Here is a 25,306-nt window from a genome sequence, read left to right as displayed (position 1 = left end):
TGCCAGGCAGCTGATCGAGCCGCTTGGCCGAATTTGGTTAACGCCGGCGACAGCCAAACCGCGTCGGTCCCGCCTGCTGAACGGGGAGTCATGCGCACCACCGCCTTAGGTTCCAGCACGACCGCCTCCACTTGCCAATTCAACATCGCGCAACCTGCTTCGGTCGAAGACCATCGATCAAGTTCAGCATGCGGCGGAACAGGTCACGCGGCACCGCCACTTCGGCCAAATGGAACACCGTGTAGCGCGAGTGGGCGATCACCTTCGCGCCGACCTTCCCCAGTCGCTTGAAGCGCAGGCTCAGATCTTTACTCCCATAGAGCCGGCAAACCCTCTTGTGGCTTATCCGCCAGCTCTCCCGGCGCAGGAGGATGTGGATCCAGAAGGAGCCGTAGCGCACCCAGCTCTTGGCCAGATTGCAGATGCGCATCCGCAGCGGTGCCTGATCAAGCTTGGTCGAGCGGCAGCGGATGCCCGACCGGCCGCTGCCGAGCGCGCCGCAGCTGCGCCGCTCACTCACTGGGATCACGTCTGATCCTGTTCTGGCACGGGGGTGCTCCTCGGTGAGACGAGCCCGGCCGCGCTGGATGCCGGGCGATTTGCAGCGAAGCCGTCGCGAGGATCAGGACTTCCAGGTTGCATACTCGGCCTTACGCGAATTGGTGGGAGCGCCAAAGGGGCAATCGCCGATTTCGAAAAGTCCGCTGTCGGGTGCCGAGCGACCATTCCGGCGGTACCGGTCGAAGGTCTGGAAGTGGCGCATCTCGGAACCCTGGCGCCAAACAGATTGCGATCACGGGTGCGAGCCGCGCCGCCTTCGCATCGGCTCGGAGATGTCCAGCGGCCCAACCGGCCGCAGTTTGCAAAGCAGAGGACGCCCCCAGGTTCGCAGCCGTCACCTGCGATGAACGCGCTAGCGTTCCGGCCGGCCCGGACCGCGGATTGAAGCCACGCGAGACGCCGTCACTTCGTGCTTGACGGGCCTCCCAAGTCCGGAATACCGATTGGTATACCGCGTTTGATTCCGGTCTGAGAACTCCTCGCCCCCGCCGACGAAGGGGCTGCGGCCGGAGCCCGACATGCGCCGCCCCCGTCGTCCAAGCTGAGACAAGCATGGCGGCGATCCGCCCCATCCACGGGCGGCTGCCTTAGAAAAATAAGTCGAGCCGGAGGAATGCCCGTGACGAAGGAGTCCATGACCGCGCTGTCCAGGCGCCGGGTGCTGTCCGGGATGGCCGCGGTTCCGCTGGTATCGATCGGCGCGACGCGCGGCAGGGCCGCCGAGTTCGTCTGGAAATACGCGACCGGCCAGGATCCGACGCATCCGGTCAACCTGCGCGCCGCCGAGGCGATCGCGCGGATCCGCGAGGCGACGGGCGGCCGCGTCGAGATCAGCCTCTTCCCGGCCAACCAGCTCGGCTCGGACACCGACCTGATCTCGCAGGTCCGTAACGGCAGCGTCGAGATCCTCAACATCTCGGCGTCGGTCCTGGCGACGCTGGTCCCATCGTGCGGGATGCTCAACACGGGCTTCGCGTTTCCCGACTACGACCACGTCTGGAAGGCGATGGACGGCGCCTTCGGCGATCTCGTCCGCGCGCAGATTGCGAAATCCGGCCTGTTCGTCACGGAGAAGATCTGGAACAACGGGTTCAGACAGATCAGCTCCTCGACCCGCAAGATCGACAGCCCGGACAGCATCAAGGGCTTCAAGATCCGGGTGCCGGTCGCGCCGATGCTGACCTCGCTGTTCCAATCGCTCGGCGCCAGCCCGACGCCGATCAATTTCAACGAGGTTTATTCCGCCCTGCAGACGAAGATCGTCGAGGGACAGGAGAACGCGCTTCCGCTGATCTATACGACGAAGCTCTACGAGGTGCAGACCAGCATCTCGATGACGGATCACGTCTGGGACGGATTCTGGGTCGTCGGCAACCGCCGCGCCTTCGCGGGCATGCCCGCGGACCTGCGCGACATTGTCGTCAACGAGATCAACAAATCGGCGATCGAGCAACGGCAAGACGTCGTGAAGCTCAGCGACAGCCTGCGCGGCGACCTTCGAGCCAAGGGCATCACGTTCGTTGACGTCGATCGCGCGGCCTTCCGCGACACGTTGCGCAAGAGCGGCTTCTACAAGAACTGGCAGGCCAAATTCGGGGACGAACTGTGGAATAAGCTGCAGGACGTCGTCGGTCCTCTCTGATGCGGCGTCTTACGGCGCGATCTGCCGCGGACAAGGAGATCGGCGCATGTCGCAGATGATGGCGGTCTACGAACAACTCCGGGATGCCATCCTCTCGCTGGAGATGGCCCCGGGGCAGCGGTTCAGCGAACGGTCCCTGGAGACCCGGTTCAGCGGTTCGCGCACCCCCATCCGCGCCGCCCTGGCGCGCCTGGAGACCGACGGGCTCGTCGCCCGGGAGGACCGGAGCTGGATCGTGACGCCGATCTCGCTCGATGAGCTCGAACAGGCCATCGAGTTCCGGCAGGTGATCGAGGTCGAGGTGGTGAAGCTCGCCTGCCGTCGTGCGCAGCAGGCCGACATCGCGGTCATCGAGGAGATCCTCGCGTCCTGCCGGGAGGACGAGTCCCGTGCGGCGTGGCACCGCGTCGGCTCCGACTTCCACGTCGAGCTGGCGCGGCTGACGAACAACGGCTTCTACATCCGCGCCGTCGAGGACCTGATGATCCGCCTGTCGCGGGCGCGGTGGCTCGAGGTCTGGACGGTGGAGGGCCGCGATCGGTCGTGGGACGAGCACCACGCCATCCTGCACTTCATCCGGGAGGGCCGCGTCGAGCAGGCGGTCGCCGCGATCACGAACCACATCGAGGGCGTGCGGTCGCGCAACATCGGCAGCCGGCTCACGGACGGGCCCTCTCATCAGGTCCGCGGCTTTGCAGTGGTCGGAAAGGCATCATGACCCAGACCCCGAACCCCGGCGCCCTGGCCGGGATCCGCGTCGTCGAGGTGGGCTCGTTCATCGCCGGCCCCTTCTGCGGGCAGCTGCTCGCTGATCTCGGTGCCGACGTCGTGAAGGTCGAGCCGCCGCAATCCGGCGACGTGATGCGCCAGTGGGGTGCGGTCCAGCTCGACGGCAAGTCGCTGTGGTGGCCGGTCATCGCCCGCAACAAGCGCAGCCTGACGCTCGACCTGCGCACCGGGCGGGGTCAGGAGATCGCGCGCGCGCTGATCGCGGAAGCCGACATCCTGGTCGAGAACTTCCGCCCCGGCACGCTGGAGAAGTGGGGGCTCGGCCCGGACGATCTGTGGACGACCAATCCCGGCCTGATCGTCGCCCGGGTCTCCGGCTTCGGGCAGACGGGCCCCTACAGCCGCGACGCCGGCTTCGGCGCGATCGCCGAGGCGATGGGCGGGCTGCGCACGCTCGCCGGCTTCCCAGACCGGCCCCCGCCCCGCGCCGGCCTATCGATCGGCGACTCGCTGGCGGGCGCCTTCGCGGCCCTCGGCACGCTGGCCGCGCTCGAAGCCCGCCGGCGGACCGGCAAGGGGCAGGTGGTGGATGTCGGCATCACCGACGCCGTGCTGGCGGTCCAGGAGAGCGTCCTGTCGGAGTACAGCGCGACGGGCGCGCTGCGCGAGCGGACCGGGACGCGGCTGCCGGGCATCGCACCCTCCAACCTCTACCCGACGCGTGACGGGCAGTGGGCGATCATCGGGGCGAACGGGGACGCGATCTTCAAGCGTCTCGCGCAGGCCATGGGCGCGTCCGAACTGGCCGCCGACCCGCGCTACACGACGCACCGCGCCCGTGGCACCCACCAGCAGGAGTTGGACGACCGCGTCGCGGCCTGGACGCGGACGCTGCCGCTCGCGGAACTCCTCGCCGTCCTCAAGCGCGCCGCCGTGCCGGCTGGCCCGCTCAACGACGCCGCCGGCATCGTGCAGGACGCCCACTTCCGCGAGCGTGGCGCCGTCGTGGAGGTCGAGTCCGAGGAGTATGGGCGCCTCACGATGCAGGGCGTGACCCCGCGGCTCTCCGAGACCCCGGGTGCCGTGCAGTGGGCTGGTCCGCCGCTCGGGCACCACACGCGCGAGGTCCTGTCCGAACGGCTCGGCCTGAGTGCCGCCGACATCGCCCAACTCAAAGCCGACGGCGTGATCTGATCCCGCCGCGCTGCCACCGCCAGCCCCATCCAGACGGAAGCACGCCCGTGTCAGACATCGCGATCTTCACTGCCATCCAGAGGCTGGTGCATGGCTGCGGCGCCCTGAACCAGCTCGCTGACGAGGTCGACCGCTTCGGCCGGCGCAGGATCCTGCTGGTCACGGATCCGGGCTTGGTGAAGGCAGGCATCGCCGGACGCGCGCTCGACCTGCTGCAGGGACGCGACGTCGAGGTCTTCTCGGACGTCGAGCCGGATCCCAGCATTGAGACGGTGGTCGCCTGCGCCGACCGCGTGCGCACGCAGAAATGCGACCTGATCGTTGGCCTGGGCGGCGGCAGCGCCATCGACACCGCCAAGTGTGCATCGGTCATGGCCACCAACCCGGGCGCCGTCGAGGATTACCTCGGCATCGACAAGGTCACGTCGCCGGGCGTCCCGAAGATCATCGTCCCGACAACCGCCGGCACGGGCAGCGAGGTGACGAACGTCGCCGTGCTCAGCCTGAAGGCGCAGCACACCAAGAAGGGCATCGTCAGCCGCTACCTGCTCGCCGACACGGCCCTGCTCGATCCTGAGCTGACGCTCGGGCTCCCGGCCGCGGTGACGGCCGCGACCGGCATGGATGCCCTGACCCACGCGATCGAAGCCTACGTCTCGCGCTTCGCCCAGCCGATGACCGACGACTTCGCACTCAGGGCGATCCGCTTGATCGGCGAGAACCTGCGGACGGCCGTTCACAACGGCCAGAACATCCGGGCGCGCGAGGCGATGCTGACGGCGAGCCTCTACGCCGGCTACGCCTTCGGCAGCGCCGCGACCGGGATGGTGCACGGCCTAGCGATGCCGCTCGGCGGGCAGTTCAACATCCCGCACGGCATCGCCAACGCCGTGCTGCTGCCCCACGTGATGCGCTGGAACCTCGTCGCGGCCCTGCCGCGCTATTGCGACGTCGCGGCGGCCCTCGGCGAGACGGTCGCCCACCTCCCGGTCCGCGAGGGCGCCGAGCGGGCGGTCGCGACGGTTGAGGCCCTGTCGCGCGACGTCGGCATCCCGGCGCATCTCGACGATCTCGCCGTGCCGCGCAGCGCCATGGAGGCGCTCGCCCGCGATGGCATGACGAATGTCCGCCAGGTCCGTCCGAACCCGCGCGACGTCACCTACGAGGGGCTGATGGACATCCTCGGCCGCGCCTTCCGGCCGGAGGCCTGACGACGATGCGGCTGCCTGCCTTCGCCCACATCACTGAGGTCGGCCCCCGCGACGGCCTCCAGAACGAAGCCCGCTTCATGCCGACCGAGGACAAGGTCAGGCTGATCGAGCAGCTGGCGGCGTCCGGCCTCGGCGAGATCGAGGTGACCTCGTTCACCCATCCGTCGTGGATCCCGAACCTCGCCGACGCCGAGGAGGTCGTGCGGGCGACCCGTCACCTGCCGGTCGGCGCCTTCGCGCTCATCCCCAACGCGCGCGGCATGGAGCGGGCGCAGCGCGCCGGCATCAAGGGCATGACCTTCGTCTTCTCGGCGACGGACAGCCACAACAGACGCAACCTCAACCGTTCGACCGAGGAATCGCTCGTCGAGATCCTCGACCTGCACGCGGCCGCGGGAGCGGACGGGCTGCGGCGGCGGATCTCGCTGTCGACGGTGTTCGGGTGCCCCTTCGAGGGCGCGGTGCCGGATGAGCGCATCCACGCCATCGTGGCCCGGCTGGTCGCGGGCGGGTGCGAGCGGATCGGCCTGTGCGACACGATCGGCATCGCCGATCCGGTGCAGGTCGACCGGCTGTCGCGGGGGCTGATCGCGCGCTTCCCCGGCATCGTGTTCGAGCTTCACCTGCACAACACGCGCGGCTGCGCGCTGGCCAACGTCCTGGCCGGGCTGCAGGCCGGCATCGTCCACTTCGATACCGCCATCGGCGGGCTCGGCGGCTGTCCCTACGCGCCCGGCGCGACCGGCAACGCCGCGACCGAGGACGTCGTGTCCATGCTGGAGGCGATGGGCGTCCGCACCGGGATCGACCAGGCGGCCCTCCTGGCGAGTGACCGCCACCTCGCGCAGTGGCGTGGCGCGCCCCTCGACAGCGCGGTCTGGCGCGTCGCCCAGCGCTGCTCCTCCGCCGAGACTGCACCCTGAGCTTTGGCCGACATCCGCGCTCCCGCCCTTCCGGCTGCGGGGTGACCCTCACGACTGTTCCGCTCGCGGCCGATGTCCCCGACGTTACCGCGACGGCGCGGATATCGACCGTGACGAGGCCGGCGTGATCGCGCGCCTCGCGACGGTTCGGGACGATTATCCGGGCCGCATCCGGCCTCGACCAACCGCCGGATGCGAGGCCCGTCTGCGCACCGCCCCCAAGACGCCCAGAGCTCAACCTGCGGCCTCGTCGCCCGCACCGGCGAGGCGGCGCAATCTGGGCCAGGGGACGATCGCGCCGGGTGCCTCGTGGCTGCTATCCGGTGGCGCGCAGGGTTCGTCGTTAGTGAGGGCGGGCGGCCCCGTTCGACCGCTGCGACTGATCGGCAAAGGCGGAAGCTGGCCAGCGACGACTAAGGCTAGGGTCAAAACCAATCAGCTTAGCCATGCAAGGGGCTGCTCTCGACCCTACCAGACCCCCGGAATGCACTCTCATAACCGCCGCTGCTGACCCCAAGCGGACATTTGAACCGCTGGCGACCAAGGTCTGGATGGGGTGGAGGCTGTGTGAAAACGCAAAGGCGGCAGGAGGATCTTCCCTCGATAACCCTGGGCAGCGCCGGAATAGGCACCCAGTTGGCATCTCGGCCGCCATCCAGGATGCTCGGATAACGGCTGTGTAGAAGATTATTCTCCGATTTCGGAGCGCGCCTGAGTTTTCACACGGCCTCGGTGGAGAGCCGCCATTGGCCCGTTGCCCGAAAGCCGACATTCGGCTTTTCTCCCATTCCTGCCATCCAGCTGACCCAAGCGGCATCTCCAAATCGGCCATTCGCCGACTGGACATTATGGATCCTGCCCTCCCTTGGCTGGGATCGCCCATCGCTGGCCACGCAGGTTCGGCAGCGAGGTCTCGTAGTCGCGCAACAGGGCCGCTGCCTCGGCGGTGTCACACCCGGCCTTGCTGAGGCCGATGATGATCGCAGTCAGCGCCGTGACCTGTGTCTCGGCCTCCACGATGCGGCGGTCCAGCGCCTCAAGGATCTCGTCCTGCCTCTGCGATGGCCTACCGGAGCGAGGAGATCGAAGCTCGCGGCTCGGCGGGCTCCTAAGGAATGGACCGGATGTACTCGCGCTGCGCCGCCGGAAGAATGGGGCAACCATTCCAGAGGAAGTTCGATGGAGACACTTGCCACAATAACCGTGATGGATCCCGCCGGATCCGGAGTCGCTCAGGTACCACCGCAGGTGTCTCCGGCGCCGGAAGCGGACAGCCCCGTCTGTGCGCTGGCGCGTAAGCTCGATGGCTTTGCCCCGCTCTCGGTGCAGGATCGAGCGGCGCTTGAAGGCCTGACCGGCTATGTCCGGCCGGTCGAGCGGCACACCGTCATTGTGGAGCAGGACAGCGTGGCCAATCACGCGCTCATCGTCTTCGCCGGGTTCGCGAGCCGTGACAAGCGACGTGCGTCCGGCCGCCGCCAGATTGTGGCTTATCTCGTCCCCGGCGATCTGTGCGACCGCGGTGTCCTCCACAACTACCCGCTCGACCACACGATCGAGACCCTCACGCACTGCCTCGTCGCCAAGGTTCCGCGCGTGGCTTACTTCGACCTGCTCGGCCGGCATCCCCGCATCGCGCTCGCGCTCCAGTACGCGAGGCTCGCCGAAGAGGCGACGGCGCACGAGTGGGTGGCCAATGTCAGCCGCTCGGGCACTGAGCGAATGGCGCATCTCCTGTGCGAACTGCTGGAGCGCCTGGGATCAATCGGCCAAGTCTCGGATGGTCAGTATGATCTGCCGTTGACCCAGGTGGATCTGGCCGACACACTTGGCCTGTCGTACGTGCACGTCAACCGCGTGCTGCAAGCCCTACGACGCGACGGGCTGATCTCGCTGCGGGGACCGCGCCTGCAGATACTCGCGCCGCAGCGGCTGCGTCAGCTCGCGGAGTTCGAGGCCGGGTATCTCTAGCGAACGCCGGCTGTCTCGAGGCCCATAACGGCCCGCTTCCTACGCGGGCGCTGGGCTGCGACCTAGTCGCCGTCCTGAACGGTGGGACGCACGCCAGCTGCGGTCGCGATGAGAACGGCCTCGGGTAGGGTGTGGGCGCCGAGCGCCTCCATGACCCGAGCCCGGTGGATCTCCACCGTGCGCGGGCTCAGGCCCAGCGTGCGGGCGATGGTCTTGTTGGTCCCGCCCGCGAGCAAACCCTCCAGCACCGCGCGCTCGCGCGCGGAAAGCGCCGCAGTCCGGGCACGGGCCTCCTCGCCCTGGCGCGCCCGATCAGCCTCGGCGTGGATCTCGGCGAGCGCCGTTCTAACCGCGAACAGCAGCACCTCCGGTGTCCAGGGGGCTTCGAGGAAATCGACCGCTCCCGCCTTCATGGCGCGGACCCCGAAGCCGACGTCGCCCCCGCTCGCGCCGACCGCCAGCACGGGCAGGTGCGCACGTGCCGCCTTCAGCGCGCTTGTGGTCACCAGGCCGCTCGCCTCCTCGAGGTCGAGCACGACGCAGCCCGGCATCAGCGAGCCAGCAATCTTGAGGAGGGCCTGACCGCTCGCAAAGGTCTGCACCTCGTACCCGGCGGCTTGCAGGGCACCAACAAGGCTACTCCGGGCGTCGTCCCCAACCGCGACCACGTAGGCGCGCAGGCCGGTGTCGGTGGTGACGTCCTGCGCGATCCCGCCCGCTGACCGGCTCCGTCCGTCAATGCCCGGGATCGGGAAGAAGGTGTCGCGGATGCGGCGCACCGCGTGGTCTGAGGCGCGCTGGATGCGATACTCCAACACGACTGTCTCGCCGCCGCCGACCCGCTCCAGCGCCTGCGCGGCGGCGTCGCGGTCCTCCGGGTGAAGGCTGGCGAGCCAACTCGCGAGGTCCGGCATGTCCTCGGCGGACATGCCCCAGACCTGCGCGAAGGCCGGGCTGAGATAATTGAGTTGTCCGCTCTCCAGGTCGGCGAGCCAGAGAACGTTCGCCGAATGCTCGGCGAAGCGCTGGAAGCGCTCCTCGGTCAAGCGCAAGGCACTCACCTTCTGCAGGCGGTCGATCACCGGCCCCAGGATGATGGCGTAGGTGCGCAGGAACTCGGTATCCTCTTTGCCGAATTCGCGCGGTTCGGTCGCGTCCACCTGCAGCAGGCCGTAAGCCTTCCAGCCGGGCACGAAGATCGGCACGTTGGCGAATGCGATGACTCCGGCCTCCTTCATGAACGCGGGGACATCAAAGCGCTCCTCCTTGCGGATGTCCTGCGTGATGGTGGGCCTGCCTTCCTTGATCGCGAAGGTCTCGGAGGAGCGCTCTCTCATGGGTAGGCGCAGCCGACCAACGATGCCCGGATCCCAGCCGACGCCAGCCCGCACGAGCAAGCTTTGCCCGTCCCCTTGGATCTCTAGGATCTTGGCGCGGGTGATGCCGCAAGCCTCGGCGACGAGACGGCAGGCTTCAGCCAGCACCTCGTCGAGGTTCTCGCTGCGCAGGACGAACTCGCCGAAATCGGCCAGCACCTGCTGGCGCTTCATCATCTGCTCTTGGCTGGGCATTGGAGTTCCCCGGCGCTGAGCGATCAGGCGCTTGTCAGCGAAGAACCGTGGCTCGGACCCTGCGCAGCACCTCAATAACTGGTGTACGCGCGAGCCAGGGCTGGGTCCAAGCCCGTTCCAATAGGGCTTGATGAATGGAACAGCCATGCTGGAACATGGCCGTCCTCGGCCAGCCCCGGTGGTTCAGGGCCGATCAGACCGCCGGTAAGCAGACCTTCCGAACGCCCGAGAAGGGTCGGAAGCGGCCCTTCAGATCTCGGCAGCTCAATGTCGGCTCCTGGCGCGCAGCGGCCCTAGCCCACACTACGCCTAGGCTTAGGTTGCAGTCGGGTCAGGGCGCGAACAATTGCCGTAGTGCTCGGACGTCCTCAAGATTTTCGAGGTCGTTGATACGCGCAATCAGGTCGTCCGCGCGCGATACCCCAAGCACCGGCACGATCAGGTCGCGAACCTTCGCGTTAACCCGCTCCGTGCTCAGGGGGTTCTCCTTCGTTCCCGGCGGAAACTTCGTGAAGTGCTCGAGCCTGCGCCCGTCGGCAAGGATCACCTCGACCCGCGCGCTGCGCGGAGCCTCCCGTGTCATCAGGCCGGGATCGCCCACCACCTCGACCTTCTCCCGCACGGACTGGATGGATGGCTCCTGCATCAGCCTCGGATCATGGCTGTCGGCGAAGGAGACGGCCCCCTTCACGAGCGCCAACGCGACGAGGTGCTGACAGTTCACGTCTGGCATGGCGCTGTGCCCGACGATGCCGACCGCGTCGGTCGGCAGATGCACCACGACCCGTCGCACATCGGTGGCCCGCAGGCCGTGGCGCTCGCGCAAGGTCAAAACCGCGTCGAGCGGCGACTGGATCGGGTACCCGACCGAGAAGGTCTTGATCGCGGTCTCGGTGACGAAGAAGCGGCTCCCGAGCCCCTCCAGCATCGCCTCGGGCTTTGGGTCGCTTGAGAGCGCGATGAACAGGTTGTGCGTCCCGTCGAGGACGTCAGCGACACCGGTCAGGCCGGCTTGAACCATGGAGACGGCAGTGACGCCGTTGCGGGCGCCCATGCCGGCGAAGTCGAACGCCTTCTCGATGTGGTCCTCGTCCTTCACCCAGCTCCACAGGCCCGAGACCTGCTGGGCCGCGTAGGACAGCGCGAAGCGCGTGCTCCGCTCGTCGAGGCGGGCGAGTGTGGCGGCCGCCCCGAGCGCACCGAAGGTCGAGCTCGTGCCCTCTGCGCTACGGTGGGAGCCGCGCACAAGGTCTGGCCCGAGCGCCAGCAGCAGCCGGCAGCAGAGATCGTAGCCGAGCGCCACGGCGCGGATCATCTCCAGGCCGGAGCGGCCCTCCTTCTCGGCCATCGCGAGAGCTGCGGGCACGGTCGCGGAGCCCGGATGCGCCTTGGTGACCGGCTCGAAGTCGTCCGTCTCGTCCGCGTGGGCACACATGGCGTTGGCGAGCGCCGCGTTGATCGCGGTCGTGCGCAGGTCGGAGGCGACGACGGTGGCCTGATCGGTGCCGCTGAGGCCGCGCACATAGGCCGTCGCCAACTCGCCAGGCCGCATGCGAGCGCCGGAGATCATGGCGCCGAAGGTGTCAAGGATGCGGTGCTTGCAGGCCTGCACGACCTCGGGCGGCAAAGGCCGGTCCCGCGCCTCGACCATGTAGCGGGCGAGCTGTCCGGTGACCTCGCCACCGGCCGCGGCCACCCGCACGGGACTGGCGGCTGCGGCTAGGAGGCTGCCCGTCACTTGCAGGAACTTGCGTCGATCCGTGCCATGTCCTGAAGCGGTCTGGGACATCTCCTGCTCCTCCCCGAGCTCTGTCGTGTGGTGGGCGGCTCCTACACGTCGGTGTGTACGAGATGGGGCGGTACCGCTCTGCCGGCATCCGGCCAGGCTCGACCTGGCGGCCGTCGGTGGGACCTGGATCGCCGTGTAGGTCGGCGCCGGCGGTCTGCGAGGGGAGCAGCGCCGCGCAGAAGGCGATGCCACCGGCGCACAGGGCACAGGTACTCATCGCGGTGCCCAGCCGCCCGGTTGAAGCTTCCCCAGTTCGCGATGCTGAGAAACGCCTGGAGCCCCAGGAAGTGGGCCCTCTCCATCGTGCCCTGCCGGCCTGTGCCCGCAGGCGTCGCTGATCCACCGAAGTGGCACGCTTGCGGTCGGGCGAGAAGCCTTTCTGCGAGGGATTGATGGACTGAGTTCAGATGGGCGAGATGATCTCCGCCCTTCTTCGCTCTGTCCTGTGTGGCACCACCAGATAGGCGCTCACGGACGCGATCCGCTAGACCAATCTCGCGGTGCGTCACGTACAGCCGGCGCGCGAATGGCGCCCGTGGTGCGTGAGGCGGAGGGCGAGCGCGAGTTGGCGGATTATGCGCTGGGGCTTCCCGCCGCCCCCGAAGCTCGGCACCCAGCCCGTCACAAACGTCCGCAACGTGATCTCGTCCTACTGGCGGCCATGGTTCAAGCGCGCGTTCCGCTGCCTCGTGTCGGCCTCCTTCAGCGAGTACGCCGAGACCAAGCCCCGCAAGACGCCGGCGACCGAGATGCATTATTTTGCGGCCTTCTACCAGCCGCAATCAGGGCGGCTGAACCGAAGCCCCGCCTACCGCAGGAAAGGCCCTCGACCGGGAGCGGCGTTGTCACGCCTGATTGGCGAAAATCGCCGGCTGCTTACCACGCGCTTACCAGCGTCTCATCCTGGTAAGCGCCCGGTCGCTTAGTTTTCACTAAATGCTTGAGTTTGATGGCGCGCCCGAAAGGATTCGAACCTCTGACCCCCAGATTCGTAGATTGGGGCAGGGCGCTGAAAATGCAGAGTTTCTCTGCAAACTGAGCGACGATCTGCCCTTTAAGGATCAAGGGGTTAGCACCCGGGTTGCAAACCTGGACCCGCACTCATCTCTCTCCGAAAAGAGCAACGCCGCCCCGGGAGTCCAGGCCCGGAGCGGCGCTAATTCAGAGGCTTCCTTCAGCAGAAGCGGAACAGAGCATAAGCAGGCTCGTATCGCCCTGACAAGCCGCCCGGTGGTCGTCGTCGACCGCGAAGGCATGGTCTGCGGCGTCTTCAGCCGGCCGAGCGAGGCCCGCGCCTACCTGATGGAGGCGCGGCGATGATCCCACAGCGTCTTGCCACAATCCCGAAGGGGCGACGCGAAGCGTTCGTCGTCGAGCTCCGCCCCTTCCACGGAAAGCCGATGGTGGAGGTCCGCCTCCACCGCTCCGGCGGGCGCGGGATGGCGCCGACAGCGAGCGGCATCGTCGTGCGGCCGGATCTCCTCGCCGCGCTCGCGGAGGTCCTGCTGGCCGCCAAGGCCGCCGTCGAGGCCGAGGGTCTGATACCGGATGCGGGAGGTGCGTCGTGAGTGCACCTCACCTCATCATCGAGAGCGTCACCACCCGCGACTGCGTGGTGGAACACTCGGACGGCTCGTGGGTCACGCTCCCCCGGCCACCCCGCGGCGTGGGCTGGGTCATCGCCGACAGCAGCCGCGAGCGCCACACGACCTGGCGCCGGATCCGCCTCGCCCCCTGCACGTCCCTGAACGCCCTTCAGAGGGGGATCCCGTGAGCCGTCCGTCCTCCGACGAGAGCTATGCCCAGGCCGCCCTCGACCGCGAGTGCGAGGGCTTGGCCGCGACCCGCTCGGGGCGCAACAATCAGCTGAACCTGGCGGCCTTCAACATCGGGCAGCTAGTCGGCGCCGGCAAACTCGACCGGAACTCGGCCGAGCGCTGCCTGTTCGAGGCCGCAACGGCAAACGGCTACGTTCAGAAGGACGGCGCCGCTGCGGCCCGAGCCACGATCCGGAGCGGTCTGAGCAAGGGTGAGCTCGAACCCCGCACCACCCCTGCGCCGGCCGGCCCGCGTCCCAACGGTCACGCGAACGGCGCGGTCGCGCCGGCAGCACGTCACGGCTCGGCGGGCCCGTTCCCGGACTGGACCCCTCCCGACGCTAAGAGCAAGCCGCATTTCTTCGCGATCGGTCGCGACGCCATCGACCCGCTACGGGACGAGCTGCGCCGCCACATCTACCGGCGCGAGGGCTCGCCGGTCCGGATCAAGGTGAAGCTCACAAGCGGCGAGTTCCGCGACTTCTACCGCGTCAGGCGGCCCTCAGACGGCGAAGTCGGCTGGCAGGGCCGCAAGCCCGCCGGCTACCAGCCGGTGCCCTACACCGGCCCTGCCGGCGCGCTGGATCCTTTCGATCCGGAACACCGCGCCGAGCCGCTCCTGTGGCCGGAGGGAGAGCGCGACGTCGACACGCTCGCTGCGGTGGGCCTCCTCGCCTTCACCTTCGGCGGCTCGAACGACGTTCCGGACGCGGCCCGCGCCCTCGTCGCAGGGCGGGACCTCGTTGTGCTCGCCGACAATGACGAGCCGGGACGGGCCTGCGAGGAGCGTAAGATCGCGCTCGCCTCCGGCGCGGCGGCCCGCCTGCAGCTGATCAGGTTCCCGGAAATCGGCGTCGGCGAGGACGTCACAGACTGGCTCAACGGTTACGGGGGTACCGCCGCGGCTCTCCTCGACCGCGCGGAGCCAGCTCCGCAGCCACTTCCGTGGGCAAGGACTGCGGAAGCCTCACCCGCGCCGCTACGCGCCACACCGTTCCGCTGGCGGGACCCCGCAAGCATCCCGCCGCGCGAGTGGCTGTACGGGCGTCACCTCATCAGGAAGTTCACCAGCGCGACCTTCGCGCTGGGCGGGCTCGGGAAGTCCTCGCTGGTGATCGTGGAAGCGCTCGCGATGGCGACCGGCAGGCCGCTTCTCGGCATCAAGCCGGCGGGGCGCCTGCGGGTGTGGTTGTGGAACGGCGAGGACCCTCTGGAGGAGCTGGAGCGCCGCGTTCTCGCGGCGTGCCTGCACTACAGCATCAGCGAGGTTGACCTTGACGGATGGCTGTTCCTCGACAGCGGCCGCGACAGCGGGATCATCCTCGCGACCACGAGCAAGACCGGCACGACCGTGGCGGCGCCGGCATTTGACCAGCTTGAGGCGACGATCCGCGAGAACCGGATCGACGTCGTCATCCTCGACCCCTTCGTCTCGACGCACGCGGTCTCAGAGAACGACAACTCCGCCATCGACCTGATCGCTCAGGGCATCAACCGCGTCGCTGGCCGCACCAACTGCGCCTTCGAGCTGGTGCATCACGTCCGCAAGGGCCAGGCCGGCGGGGCCGAGTACACCGTCGAGGACGGGCGCGGCGCGAGCGCCCTGAAAGACAAGACCCGGGCGGCCCGCGTGCTCAACGCCATGTCGAAGGACGAGGTCGAGCGTGCCGGCGTCGAAGAGTCGTGGCGCTACTTCAAGGTCACTACCGGAAAGGCCAATCTCGCGCCGCGCGATGAGAAGGCCACGTGGTACCGCACCGCTTCGGTGGATCTCGGAAACGCTACGCAGGAGCGCCCGAGCGATCACATTGGCGTGGTGACAGCGTGGGAGTGGCCGGATGCCTTCAACGGCGTGAACGTCGATGATCTTCGCAGGGCCCAGGCTGCCGTGGCCAAGGGCCAGTGGCGGGCAGACGTCCAGGCGAAGAACTGGGTCGGACACCCGATCGCGGAGGCCCTGGGCCTCAATCCGGACGACAAGCGGGATCGCGATCGCATCAAAGCGCTGCTGCGCACATGGATCCGCATGCGCATGTTCGTCGTGGTCCAGGGCCGCGACGAGAAGAGCAAGCCGCGGCCCTTCATCGAGGTTGGCGAGGCTGCCTCGGATTGAGCCTCCACCTCCACCTGCCACACGTCTCCGCCACCACCACCCCACCCCCTATAAAGGGGTGGTGGTGGAGACGTGACAGTGGCCACGTTCGCCACCTTTCTCCACCCACCTTGCAAGGTGGAGAATCCGGGGCTGGACGCAGCGGAAATTCCGGGCAGCTGTCCGGATGTCAGAGGGCTAGAGATCGTTAGCGGTTCGCCGGTCGCACGGATGGCGTCAGGACCGTACACGGTGGCTGATCGTTGAGGGGCTTTCGAGGCCGCTCAAGGTAGGGCTGCTCTCTCAGCGATGTGGGCGAGGTGAGACGGGAATAGCGCCGTTCACAGACTTCGCCCAGGCAGATAAATCCACCCCGATCACACCACATCGACTGCGGCACGGCGCACATGATAGCTTCAGGACTTGCCAACCGCCGAATTAGAACTTGCGAGGAAGCGCTCGGTCCCGTACAAACAAACAAGACGTTCGTTATGCGAGTTTATATGCCATGGCCTCGGGCAAGCACGTCTCGTATCTCAGGGTCTCGACGGCGAAGCAGGGTGCGTCCGGTCTCGGCTTGGAGGCGCAGCGCGAAGCCGTGCTCGGCTACCTGAACGGCGGACACTGGACCCTCGTGGCCGAGTACGTGGAAATCGAGAGCGGAAAGCGGAACGACCGCCCGCAGCTCGCCGCCGCCTTGGCGCACGCGAGGGCCATCGGCGCCCGTCTGGTGATCGCGAAGCTTGATCGCCTCAGCCGTGACGCCCACTTCCTCCTCGGCCTCGACAAGGCCGGCGTCGACTTCGTGGCTGCAGACCTGCCGACTGCCAACCGGCTCACCGTCGGCATCATGGCGATGGTGGCGGAGGAGGAGCGCCGCGCGATCTCCGCCCGCACCAAGGCCGCTCTGGCCGCCGCCAAGGCCCGGGGCGTGCGGCTCGGCAGTCGGACGGGCGGTGCCCACCTCCGCGGCCTGGGGAACGCCGCTGCGGTCGCGGCCGGGCGGGAGAATGCCGAAAGGCGCGCCGCTGACCTGGGCCCGATCATCGCCGCGATCCGCGAGGCTGGCCACGACAGCCTGGGGGCTATCGCCCGCGAGCTGAACGCCCGCGGCATCCTCACCGCCCGCGGCGGTACGTGGCACGCCTCGACGGTGCGCAACCTCCTCGCCCGGCTCGATGCCTGACCCTTGATGCCGGAAACGCCCAGCATCCTACCGGTGGCCCTGCCGCTGGCGGGGCGGATTGCTGGTGTACCGGGTGTTGGACGGCGCTGCCGGCGAGGGGAGCGCGGAGCCCGTCGCGGCCAGGCCGGCATTGTAGGCGCGCGTTCGCTCGGCATCCTCGTTCATGAAGCGGTACATCTCCCACTTCGTGGTGCCCTCGCTGAACATGCCCGACGGCGCCTTGTAGCTGTAGCGCTCCTTGGCCGATTGAGCTGAGGCAGCGGAGGCCGCGAGCGTCATCACGCCCGCCAAGAGCAGGATCGACTTCGTCATAGCTCCACTCGTCTTATCGTGCGGCCGGTTGCGCATTGAGCGCCTGCCACGACGGTCCAGATAGACTCGCAACCTAATTGGTAATGTGCGCCAACGCACATTTTGAGGTCCATATTGCGAAATCTGCCCTCTTTGCCGCTCATCTATATTTGCAGATCATAGCTGATCCGCGCCGAGAGCATGGTGACACTGTGGTGACAGCAGGATTTTCTACTGCGAAAGCTATGTGTAGAAGCTTTTCGCGCGCGCTAGCCGGCACGGGTTGCAACCGCGCCGCTTCTCAGCGATTGTCTACCAGTCGGACCCAGTCCGTCACGCCTATGGGCCGCCACCGCGGCAGCAGGCACCTCCTCTCCGGACGTGCAGCAAGGCGTGACTGGTGTGCCCCGCTCCATCCCCCTCACCCCCGCCCCCGCATCCTGGCGCCGCGCGACCGGTTCGGCCCGTGGATGCACAACCTGCACCCGGCCGAGCAGCGTGCCCGCCTTCGGGTGATGAGGGCGATCGCGCAGCTGCACTGCGGTCTGCGCGCCGCCGACCTCTGCAGCCTCCTCGCCCAGGCCGAGTTCGACCCGGGCGCGCTGGCGCCGGCCCTCGAGGCCCTCGACCGCCTCGCCCCGGTCGACCGCCGGCGCGTGCTGGCGAGCTACGCGAGGCTCGACCGGCCCTGAGTGCCGCACCCGATCCCTTTCGCTCCGCCACCGGGGCTCACGACAGCGGCGAGGATCCCTTGAGGGCGCCGCGGCCCGTCCGACAACGGGAACCCGGGCTCCCGCCCTCGCTGCTCCGCGCATTGCGTGGGCGAACGGGTCAAGCCCGGGAAGGCCGCACCCCTTTCACGAGACCACGGCCATGATGCCCACCAATCGCCCCGCCGCGACCCGCAACGCGCTCTCGAACGGCTCGCGGGTTCACATCCGCCACATCGACGGCCGCACCGAGGAGGGCCGCCGCCTCGCGGACCTGATCCACGACCTCACCGAGGAGCGCGGCGGGCCGAAGGCGGTCACCATCGTCCAGCAGCAGGCCATCCGGCGCTACGCGCAGCTCGCGGTGGAGTGCGAGTCGATGGAGGCCGACCGCGCGGCCGGGAAGTCGATCGACGCCGAGGCCTACGGCCAGCTCGCCGACCGCATGGACCGCCAGGCCCGCCGCATGGGCCCGCCCACATCCGAGGCCCGGCCCCTCAGCCCCCGCGAGCGCGCCCTCGCCCGGAGGCACGCGCAGTGAGGCGCCTGCTCAGCATGCGCGAAGCCCTAGAGGACCCCAACGTCTTCGGGGCCATCCTCCCGGGCGAGTCCTGGGCCGCGTGGCGCGTGCTGCTGATCGCGAGCCAAGGCGAGCCCCTGACGGCCGCCGAGCGCGCGATCTACGCCGCCCTCACCGGCCGCGAGAACGAGCCCGGGGCGCCCGTGGAGGAGGTCTGGGCCATCATCGGCCGCCGCGGCGGGAAAACCCGCGCCATGGCCGTCCTGGCGGCCTATTTCGCCGTCCTGTGCGACTGGGACGACGTGTTGGCGCCGGGCGAGCGCGGCTCCCTCCCGCTGATCGCGGCTTCGACCTATCAGGCCGGCAAGGCGCTCTCCTACATCCGGGGCATCTTCGACCACGTCGAGGGCTTCGCGGGGCACGTCACCGGGCAGACGGCCGACACGCTCTCGCTCGACACCGGCGTGGACATCGAGGTCCGCCCGGCGAGCTTCCGCACCTCGCGCGGCGGCACTCTCGTGGCGGCCCTCTGCGACGAGGTCGCGTTCTGGCGCGTCGAGGGCTCGGCCAACCCGGACCGCGAGATCCTGGCGGCGCTCCGGCCCGGCCTCGCCACCACCGGCGGGCCGCTCTGCATCATCTCCTCGCCCTACGCCAAGCGCGGCGAGCTCTACGGCGCCTTCCGGCGCGACTTCGGCCCCGAGGGCGACCCGGCGGTGCTGGTGGCGAAGGCGCCGAGCCGGACGATGAACCCGACGCTCGCCGAGAGCGTGGTAGCCCGCGCCTACGCCCGGGACGCCGCGGCCGCGCGGGCGGAGTACGGCGCCGAGTTCCGCGACGACGTCGAGGACTTCATTTCGATCGAAACAGTCGAGGCCTGCACCGTCCCGGCCAGCGAGAACCTGCCGGTCGAGCGCGTCCGCTATCACGCCTTCGTCGACCCAGCCGGCGGCTCGGGGAAGGACTCGATGACGCTCGCGATCGCCCACCAGGCGGACGGGATCGTCGTGCTCGATCGGGTCATGGAGCGGGTCCCGCCCTTCTCGCCGCAGGCCGTGGTGGCCGAGTTCGCCGCGGTGCTGAAGGCCTACCGCATCACCGCCGTGACGGGCGACCGCTGGGGCGGCGAGTGGCCGCGCGAGGCCTTCCGCGACCACGGCATCGGCTACGAGCTCGCCGACATGCCGAAGTCCGAGATCTACCAGGCCGCGCTGCCGCTTCTCACGAGTCGCACCGCCCAGCTCCTCGACCTGCCGAAGCTGAAGGCGCAGCTCACCGCCCTCGAGCGCCGCACGGCCCGCGGCGGCCGCGACAGGATCGACCATCCGCCCGGCGAGCACGACGACGTGGCGAACGCGGTGGCGGGCGTGCTGATCCGGGCCCAGGTCCGGCGCAGGTACGGCATGATGGACGTCATCGGCGGCGGAGCCGAGGCCGACAGGCCGGCCTTCCGGGTGGGCGCGCTCCTAGACCATCTCAGGAGGCACGGATGAGCGCGCCCCGTATCCTGATCCCCTGGGACCCGGCTGAGGCCATTTCTATCGGCGAAGCGGCCTTCCTAGCGCACTGCTCGGCGAGCACGGTCCGCGGCTGGTGCGCCTGCCACCACGTCGGCCGCTGCATCGCGGGCGGCGCCTGGAAAGTGTCCGCGCCGGCCTTCCTGATGCTCCTCGACGACGACCACGACGCGCTCGCGGCCTACCTCACGGGTGACCGCACCTCGCCCGCAGTCACCGCCTACTTCGTGCGCGCCGGACTGCCGTTATCCCCTGCAGAATCTCCAAAGATCGCAAAGCCGCCAGTTCGGGCCGTAGCCGGATAGACATTGGCCCGCATCCGGTCAGGTTGCGCAAGCCCAGACGGCGGGATGCGCTATGCGAATTCTGACACTCGACGAGCGGCGGGCGCAGCTGCGGGCGCTGCTTCCGAAGCTGGCGGATGCCGAGATCGACGCGCTCATCGGAGCCGGCGCGCTGCAGAACGGCGCGGCGCTCCGCATCCCGCTCATGTTCGCCGACAGCGCCCGCCCGCCCGGCCCGCTCACGAAGGATGGTGCGATGACCCTCACCGACAGCCTCGCCCAGGTGCCCGACGAGTTCAGGCAGAAGTACATGTATGTCAGCGGCATGCTGGCGTCGGACAACGCCGCCGTCATGGAGGACGCGGCCTGGCAGGCCGACGCGCTCGTGGCCCGGATGCGCACGCTGGACCAGATTGGACGTGGGTCCGGCGTCACGACGGACAGTGGCGAGAAGACCGCGCTCGCCCACCTCGCGGAACACCTCAGCGGCGAGGCGGTGGCCGCGCGCCACACCGCGGCGCAGCGCCGTGCGGGGGCGGCCCGATGAGCGGCCTCAACGACCGCATCGCCGCGGCAGTCTCCGGCACCGCCCTGTCCTCCGGCGAGGTCGCGAACCTCATCGTGGAGGCCGGCCGCGCCACCGTGGCGCTGAAGGCGGAGCACGTCCAGGCCGAGAGGCGGGCTCTCGACCCGCGCCTGTCGGGCGATGACGTGGAGCAGGCCCGCGCCGACATGGACCGCCTCGCCTTCGCCGGCCGGTGCCTCGCGACCGGCATCGAGGCGCTGAAGCCCGTCCTGGATCGCGCCCAGCGCCGCAAGGACGAGGAGCGCCGCCGGGAGGACTACGCCGCGGCGAGGGAGAAGCGGGACGCCGCCGCGACGCTCCTGCGCGAGCGCTACCCGGCGCTGGCAGGCGACATCGCCGGTCTCCTGCGGGAGGTCACCGAGGCCGAGCACGCGGTCGAGGCGGTGAACCGCCGGTTGCCGCAGGGCGCGGTGGCGCTGGTGCTGCCCGAGTTCGAAGTCCGCGGCGTCAGCCCGAGCGGCACCCACGCGGCCGGGGTCGTGTGGCTGCTCGCCCAGAGGGTCGTGCTCCCGGCGCTCGAAGGGCGCGACGCGGCGATGGGGCTCAACATCTGGGATCGGAGTCGCGGCTGAAGCTGCGGACCGATCAGCAGGGGGAAATGCTAGTGGTGCTAATCTGACGCTCTGATGTCCGCAGTCAACTACCGGGACGAGCGAGATCGTTCGCTCTGAGGAGCGGCGCAGTGAGGATGTACGCGCATGGGTGGAGACGGGACCGATGGACGTCGGTGATCAAGCTCTGATGCGCGGGTTGGCTACCGCAGTCCCGAGTGTGCGTCCGGAGCTGTCCCGATCTTACAGCGGGCGTCGGCCTCACGGCCGGCCACAAAGCGTCTGACGGGCGTTCTCCTGCCGTGGTCCCGCCCCCGCCGATGCGCGAGGAAGCGTCCCGCTTGGTGGCCGCCTCAGGCGACCCGCGCCTCCCGGGCGACCGACCACATGAAGCCGACGAGTTCGCGGGCGATCGCCGTGCAGACCACCGTCGCCTTCTTGCCGCGCCCGATCAGCGCCCGGTAACGAGCCGTGAGGCGGGTCTGGGCCTTCCAGGCGATCTCGCGCACCCGTGGCGTCGCGGCTTCCATCCGGTAGAGCTTCTTTGCTCCGACCTTCGGCGGGTGACGGTAGGTCCAGGCGCTCTCCACCAGCATGTGCCGCACGCGCCCATTGCCGGCCTTGGTGATCCCGCCGCGCCGGACCGTGTCGCCGGTGGACCGCTCGCTCGGTACGAGGCCGAGATATCCCATGAGCTGACGCGGACTCTCGAAGCGGCTGATGTCGCCGACCTCGGTCGCGAAGGTGACAGCGACGATGAGGTCGATGCCGCGCAGGGTCTGCAACGCCCGCACGACCGGACCGAGCGACCAGGTGGGCACGAACTCAGCGATGGCCGCCTCGATACGCGCCACGCGCTCCTTGGCGATCCGCACCGCCTCGACCAGCTCCTGCAGCGCGATCTGGTGGGCGGGATGGTCGAAGCGCTGCTCCTGCAGCCAGCAAAGATAGCGCATCGTCCAGCCCTTCTTGCGGGGATAGACGCGCCCGTGCTTGAGCATGAAGGCACTGACCTGCTGGCGATGCACGCGCAGGCTCTCGACGGCAGCGGCCCGGGCGCGCACGAGATCGCGCATCGCCTCATGGCCTTCGTCGGGCACCCAGACGGCCGTGAGCTCGCCGGCGCGCAGGAGCTTGGCGAGCGCCACCGCATCGCGGCGGTTGGTCTTGACCCGGTCGCCGGGCTTCCTGGGGATCAGAGAGGGCGCCACGACGGAGCAGGAGTGGCCGAGTTCGGTGATGAGGCGGTGGAGACCGTAGCCCGTCGGCCCCGCCTCGTAGCAGAAGTGCAGGCGCTCGTGCTGGCCTGCCAGGCGCCTCACCAGCCGGCGCATGCTCTCGGGCGAGGCGTCGACCTCACCCAGGTAGCGGACCTCGCCTCCACGCTCGCCATCAGCAACGGCGACGGCATTGCGCATCTTGGACACGTCGATCCCGACGAAAACCTCGGTAGCATGGCCCACGGCTCGTCCTCCTGCGATGAGGATCGGCTCGGCCGCGCCGAGCAACCCTCGAAGGCGCAGTGTAGGGCGAGCCACCCCGGCTCGGCGGACATACGGTCTTAGTACCAGCCACGAGGGGCTGCTTCCGACCCCATCCGGACCTTCACACTGCGATAGCCTGACCTGCGCTCCTGACCCATTGCAGACTTTCGACATCACGCTTCCGAAGGTCTGCTTCAAGTTGCGAAGCGGACGTGGCGCCGATTGCGGCAAAACCGGCATGCTCGCACTTGTTGAGCTCGGGCTCAAAGTTCCGCTTTGAGCGCCAAAGTTCCGCAGCCACCGAGCCCGAACTGACGCGATGCCGCTTCCGAAGGGGAGCGGCATCGCGCATTTGGATCGTCGTTCAAGGCCGTTTGGCGCTCAGTGCCGCAGTGCGCAGCGAGCAACCACGGGCCCCGTCGCTGTGCGGCCTACGCCGGGACCCGACCGTCTGGAGTGTAGCGGTCGACCGCCTGTGGGAGCTCCCTGGAAAGCCTGGACAGCAGCTCCTCGCGAGAAAGCCCCGTGCGTTGCGTTAAGGTCGCCAACACGTCCGGGCCGATGGCCTGCTCCAGGTGATGCGGGGCGATCTCCTGGTTCGGGCCCTGGTTGACCCAGGACTGGGCGGCCGCTCCGTGCCCGGCCTGGTGGAAGCGCTCCAGCATCTCGCCCAGACCGCTATTCAGGAACCCGCCGGGCGCTACGCTCCGCTGGTTGCCCAGCAGGCCGCCGAGAAGGCCGCCCAAACCGCCACCGGAGCCGCCGGGCGCGGCCGCGGGGCCCGTGGGCGCGGGAGCGGCCTGACCAGCGCCTCCGAGCAGTTCCGAGAGTTTGTCCCGGTTCTGGTACCCGGCCAAGGCCAGCAGGCCCAGGAGCGCCGTCATCGAGGGGTAGCCATCGCTCATCGTTCATCTCCGGCTTGCGGCGGTGGGGCCGGGCCCGTCCGCCTCGGGTTCGAACTCAGCAAACGCACTTGTGCGCCGAGCCGATGCAGACGGAAAGCCTCGCCGGCTCCCTGTCCTCCGTCCCAGGATCATACGTCCTCGGTTGTCGATCCACGCCCTGATATCAACGGCCCGGTCGGCCGCCTGCGGGAGCTCATGGAAGAGCCTGGACAGCAGCTCCTCGCGGGAGGACGCCGTACGCATTGTCAGGGTGACGAGTAGGAGCCAACGAAGGCGGCGTCGACCTCGTGCAGGCGAACGTGGGAACCGGGCTCGACGAGTAACTTCTTCGTCAGATCCATGCTCCGTCTTCCCAGGAATTGGCCGGCAGGCTATCCCGCCCCTAGGAATCCACGGCGCTCGGTGCAACCATTTTGGCCAAGTAACTGTAACAGGGCCAGCACGCGCCCGCGGGGCGCATTATGGGGGGGTCGGTGGCAAGCGGCCGACGGACTCAATTCCGGGAGGCTTCGATGGAGCGTTCCGAGAGAAGCGGCCTCGCGAGGCTTTTGCTCCGGTATCCCGACCGACGGGAGACGCTTCGCGGCAAGGCCGCCGAAGACGCCAATTTCCGCGACCTGTGCGAAGCCTACGAGGCGGCCTGCGAGGCGACGGACTACTGGGCGAAATCGACCGAGCCGGTCGGGCCCGAGCGGGCGGAGGAGTACCGGCAGCTCGCGGGTGCCATCGAGGAAGACATCCTGCGCAACTTAGGATAGAACGTTAACCTATGCGTAGCCTTCCCGGCTCATCAGGGGTCGCTCGAGCACCGTAATCGGGCAAGATCCACCTAGGTTCTAACGCGGTCTGCGGAGGATCCGATGGATGCTGATTATTCCTCGGCTAACTCGAACGAGCCGTCGCCGGAGCTCGAACGGGTATTTCGCGAACTCCTGGCAGCCGAAGGCTTGCGGTTGTCTGAGCGCAACCGTCGCTTCCTCTCGTTCGTGGTCGCCGAGGCACTGGCCGGGCGCGGCGGGCGCGTCAAAGCCTACACCATCGGGGTGGACGTCTTCGGCCGGGGTCCGGATTTCGACCCCGGCAAGGATCCCATCGTCCGGATCGAGGCGACCCGGATCAGGTCGGCCCTCGCCGCCTATTACGATGGCCCCGGCACCCATGACCCGGTTCGGCTGGTCCTGCGGCCGGGGTCGTACATACCGGTCTGCGAGGCGGCCCGGCTGCCACCGGCACCCTCGGCCGCCACTTCCGCCTGTCACCCACTGCCCCACGCCACAGAAGAAGACCTAGCCACCCATGGTCGAATGGCCCTGGTGGTCACGCACCGGAGCGACCGACGCGACCGGTGTGCGATGGCCAAGGGGGACATCTTCCTCCAGGCCATCGTCAGGGCCCTCGCCGGGAGGAGGTTCCGCGTCTTCGTGAAACCTCCTCCCGAGCACAGGGCCGCCGCTCATGCCATCAGGAAACTGCTCTCGCAGCCCGAGGCGGTCCTCGCGCTCGACGTCTCCGTGCACGGGATCGCGGAAGGGTGCCGATACTCGTGGTCGGTCAGCGACCCGCGGAGCGGCGAGGTGAAGGCGTCCGGTGCCGTCGACGGGATGGAGGACGCCGTCCCTGAGGGAGCACGCATCGATGCGCTCGCGGACGCCGTCGCGCAAAGCGTGACGGACGTGGTCGCCTGAGAGCCGCTCGAACCGTCGCAAGCCTCGCGGTGACGTCTCCCAGCGCAGCCGGCAAGGTGTCCGCGGGCAGTTACAGTTACAGGCTTC

The 25,306-nt window shown here is 68.7% G+C and carries 24 protein-coding genes and 2 pseudogenes; 18 read left to right on the top strand and 8 right to left on the bottom strand.

The genetic code is table 11. The features are described from left to right. Positions 1-139: 139 nt before the first annotated feature. Together QA634_RS06295 and QA634_RS06290 are read right to left on the bottom strand one after the other, a co-directional pair. Positions 140-289: pseudogene (locus QA634_RS06295) on the bottom strand (IS1380 family transposase); the annotation flags it as partial. Beyond that, positions 284-520 (bottom strand): annotated as a pseudogene (locus tag QA634_RS06290) (IS3 family transposase); the annotation flags it as partial. The pseudogenes QA634_RS06295 and QA634_RS06290, both read right to left, overlap by 6 nt. Positions 521-1,195: 675 nt before the next feature. Between QA634_RS06290 and QA634_RS06285 the strand changes: the two are divergent. From QA634_RS06285 to QA634_RS06265, 5 genes are read left to right on the top strand one after another with little or no spacing between them, the layout of a single operon-like run. After that, positions 1,196-2,203 (top strand): TRAP transporter substrate-binding protein, encoded by a 1,008-nt coding sequence (locus QA634_RS06285; protein WP_198293070.1) that lies wholly within the window; start codon positions 1,196-1,198, stop codon positions 2,201-2,203. Positions 2,204-2,249: 46 nt separating this feature from the next. Next, positions 2,250-2,921 carry a GntR family transcriptional regulator gene (locus QA634_RS06280; RefSeq protein WP_012331176.1) on the top strand — a complete coding sequence of 224 codons (672 nt, stop codon included), beginning with the start codon at positions 2,250-2,252 and terminating at the stop codon, positions 2,919-2,921. Further along, on the top strand, positions 2,918-4,126 hold the full coding sequence (locus tag QA634_RS06275; protein ID WP_012331175.1) for a CaiB/BaiF CoA transferase family protein: 1,209 nt from the start codon (positions 2,918-2,920) through the stop codon (positions 4,124-4,126). Before QA634_RS06280 ends, QA634_RS06275 begins: the two co-directional genes overlap by 4 nt. Positions 4,127-4,173: 47 nt before the next feature. Then, a complete protein-coding gene (locus QA634_RS06270; RefSeq protein ID WP_012331174.1) occupies positions 4,174-5,337 on the top strand; it encodes an iron-containing alcohol dehydrogenase in 1,164 nt (387 codons plus the stop codon). A 5-nt stretch (positions 5,338-5,342) separates the two neighbouring features. Continuing rightward, positions 5,343-6,260: a hydroxymethylglutaryl-CoA lyase gene (locus QA634_RS06265; RefSeq protein ID WP_012331173.1), complete on the top strand. Its 918-nt coding sequence runs from the start codon at positions 5,343-5,345 to the stop codon at positions 6,258-6,260. A gap of 846 nt (positions 6,261-7,106) precedes the next feature. On the opposite strand, the gene QA634_RS06260 is transcribed toward QA634_RS06265, so the two are convergent. Then, positions 7,107-7,277, bottom strand: coding sequence for a hypothetical protein (locus QA634_RS06260; protein ID WP_012331172.1), 171 nt, complete (start codon positions 7,275-7,277; stop codon positions 7,107-7,109). Between the two features lie 162 nt (positions 7,278-7,439). Between QA634_RS06260 and QA634_RS06255 the strand changes: the two genes are divergently transcribed. Then, positions 7,440-8,231, top strand: coding sequence for a Crp/Fnr family transcriptional regulator (locus QA634_RS06255; RefSeq protein WP_012331171.1), 792 nt, complete (start codon positions 7,440-7,442; stop codon positions 8,229-8,231). A 62-nt stretch (positions 8,232-8,293) separates the two neighbouring features. On the opposite strand, the gene QA634_RS06250 is transcribed toward QA634_RS06255, so the two are convergent. Continuing rightward, complete coding sequence (locus QA634_RS06250; protein ID WP_012331170.1) at positions 8,294-9,802, bottom strand: LuxR C-terminal-related transcriptional regulator; 1,509 nt, start codon at positions 9,800-9,802, stop codon at positions 8,294-8,296. Between the two features lie 331 nt (positions 9,803-10,133). Then, positions 10,134-11,591 carry an MmgE/PrpD family protein gene (locus QA634_RS06245; protein WP_012331169.1) on the bottom strand — a complete coding sequence of 486 codons (1,458 nt, stop codon included), beginning with the start codon at positions 11,589-11,591 and terminating at the stop codon, positions 10,134-10,136. 1,400 nt (positions 11,592-12,991) lie between these two features. Here QA634_RS06245 and QA634_RS06235 point away from each other — a divergent pair. From QA634_RS06235 to QA634_RS06220, 4 genes are all read left to right on the top strand, one after another. Then, positions 12,992-13,159: a hypothetical protein gene (locus QA634_RS06235; RefSeq protein ID WP_168169136.1), complete on the top strand. Its 168-nt coding sequence runs from the start codon at positions 12,992-12,994 to the stop codon at positions 13,157-13,159. Beyond that, on the top strand, positions 13,156-13,365 hold the full coding sequence (locus tag QA634_RS06230) for a hypothetical protein (RefSeq protein WP_012331167.1): 210 nt from the start codon (positions 13,156-13,158) through the stop codon (positions 13,363-13,365). The genes QA634_RS06235 and QA634_RS06230 overlap by 4 nt, the downstream gene beginning before the upstream one ends. Continuing rightward, entirely contained in the window at positions 13,362-15,521 is a 2,160-nt protein-coding gene (locus QA634_RS06225) for an AAA family ATPase (protein WP_012331166.1), read from the top strand. The genes QA634_RS06230 and QA634_RS06225 overlap by 4 nt, the downstream gene beginning before the upstream one ends. Positions 15,522-16,008: 487 nt before the next feature. After that, positions 16,009-16,686, top strand: a complete 678-nt coding sequence (locus tag QA634_RS06220) for a recombinase family protein (protein ID WP_012331165.1) — start codon at positions 16,009-16,011, stop codon at positions 16,684-16,686. 27 nt (positions 16,687-16,713) lie between these two features. On the opposite strand, the gene QA634_RS06215 is transcribed toward QA634_RS06220, so the two are convergent. Then, on the bottom strand, positions 16,714-16,998 hold the full coding sequence (locus QA634_RS06215; RefSeq protein WP_012331164.1) for a hypothetical protein: 285 nt from the start codon (positions 16,996-16,998) through the stop codon (positions 16,714-16,716). Positions 16,999-17,447: 449 nt separating this feature from the next. Between QA634_RS06215 and QA634_RS06210 the strand changes: the two genes are divergently transcribed. The 6 genes from QA634_RS06210 (at position 17,448) to QA634_RS06185 (ending at position 21,166) form a co-directional block, all read left to right on the top strand. Next, the gene (locus tag QA634_RS06210; RefSeq protein ID WP_012331163.1) at positions 17,448-17,669 is read left to right on the top strand and encodes a hypothetical protein; all 222 of its coding nucleotides are present in this window, start codon (positions 17,448-17,450) and stop codon (positions 17,667-17,669) included. Between the two features lie 181 nt (positions 17,670-17,850). Continuing rightward, complete coding sequence (locus tag QA634_RS06205; protein ID WP_012331162.1) at positions 17,851-18,228, top strand: hypothetical protein; 378 nt, start codon at positions 17,851-17,853, stop codon at positions 18,226-18,228. A 14-nt stretch (positions 18,229-18,242) separates the two neighbouring features. Next, positions 18,243-19,700: a hypothetical protein gene (locus tag QA634_RS06200; protein ID WP_210161175.1), complete on the top strand. Its 1,458-nt coding sequence runs from the start codon at positions 18,243-18,245 to the stop codon at positions 19,698-19,700. Continuing rightward, positions 19,697-20,029: a hypothetical protein gene (locus QA634_RS06195; RefSeq protein ID WP_012331160.1), complete on the top strand. Its 333-nt coding sequence runs from the start codon at positions 19,697-19,699 to the stop codon at positions 20,027-20,029. The genes QA634_RS06200 and QA634_RS06195 overlap by 4 nt, the downstream gene beginning before the upstream one ends. Before the next feature lie 52 nt (positions 20,030-20,081). Then, the gene (locus QA634_RS06190) at positions 20,082-20,555 is read left to right on the top strand and encodes a hypothetical protein (protein WP_012331159.1); all 474 of its coding nucleotides are present in this window, start codon (positions 20,082-20,084) and stop codon (positions 20,553-20,555) included. Beyond that, a complete protein-coding gene (locus QA634_RS06185) occupies positions 20,552-21,166 on the top strand; it encodes a hypothetical protein (RefSeq protein WP_012331158.1) in 615 nt (204 codons plus the stop codon). The genes QA634_RS06190 and QA634_RS06185 overlap by 4 nt, the downstream gene beginning before the upstream one ends. Positions 21,167-21,498: 332 nt before the next feature. Here QA634_RS06185 and QA634_RS06180 read toward each other — a convergent pair whose 3' ends face one another. Together QA634_RS06180 and QA634_RS06175 are read right to left on the bottom strand one after the other, a co-directional pair. Beyond that, positions 21,499-22,608: an IS110-like element ISMtsp6 family transposase gene (locus QA634_RS06180; protein ID WP_012331157.1), complete on the bottom strand. Its 1,110-nt coding sequence runs from the start codon at positions 22,606-22,608 to the stop codon at positions 21,499-21,501. A gap of 452 nt (positions 22,609-23,060) precedes the next feature. Beyond that, positions 23,061-23,534, bottom strand: a complete 474-nt coding sequence (locus QA634_RS06175) for a YidB family protein (RefSeq protein ID WP_012331156.1) — start codon at positions 23,532-23,534, stop codon at positions 23,061-23,063. Between the two features lie 512 nt (positions 23,535-24,046). Between QA634_RS06175 and QA634_RS06170 the strand changes: the two genes are divergently transcribed. Together QA634_RS06170 and QA634_RS06165 are read left to right on the top strand one after the other, a co-directional pair. Beyond that, a complete protein-coding gene (locus QA634_RS06170) occupies positions 24,047-24,292 on the top strand; it encodes a hypothetical protein (RefSeq protein ID WP_012331155.1) in 246 nt (81 codons plus the stop codon). A gap of 102 nt (positions 24,293-24,394) precedes the next feature. Further along, on the top strand, positions 24,395-25,219 hold the full coding sequence (locus QA634_RS06165; protein ID WP_012331154.1) for a hypothetical protein: 825 nt from the start codon (positions 24,395-24,397) through the stop codon (positions 25,217-25,219). Positions 25,220-25,306: the final 87 nt, after the last annotated feature.

The sequence above is a fragment of the Methylobacterium sp. CB376 genome (assembly GCF_029714205.1).
In the GTDB taxonomy this organism is placed as follows: Bacteria; Pseudomonadota; Alphaproteobacteria; order Rhizobiales; family Beijerinckiaceae; genus Methylobacterium.
The sequence above is the reverse complement of the archived record's forward strand: the minus strand, read 5'-3'. Positions and strand labels throughout refer to the sequence as shown.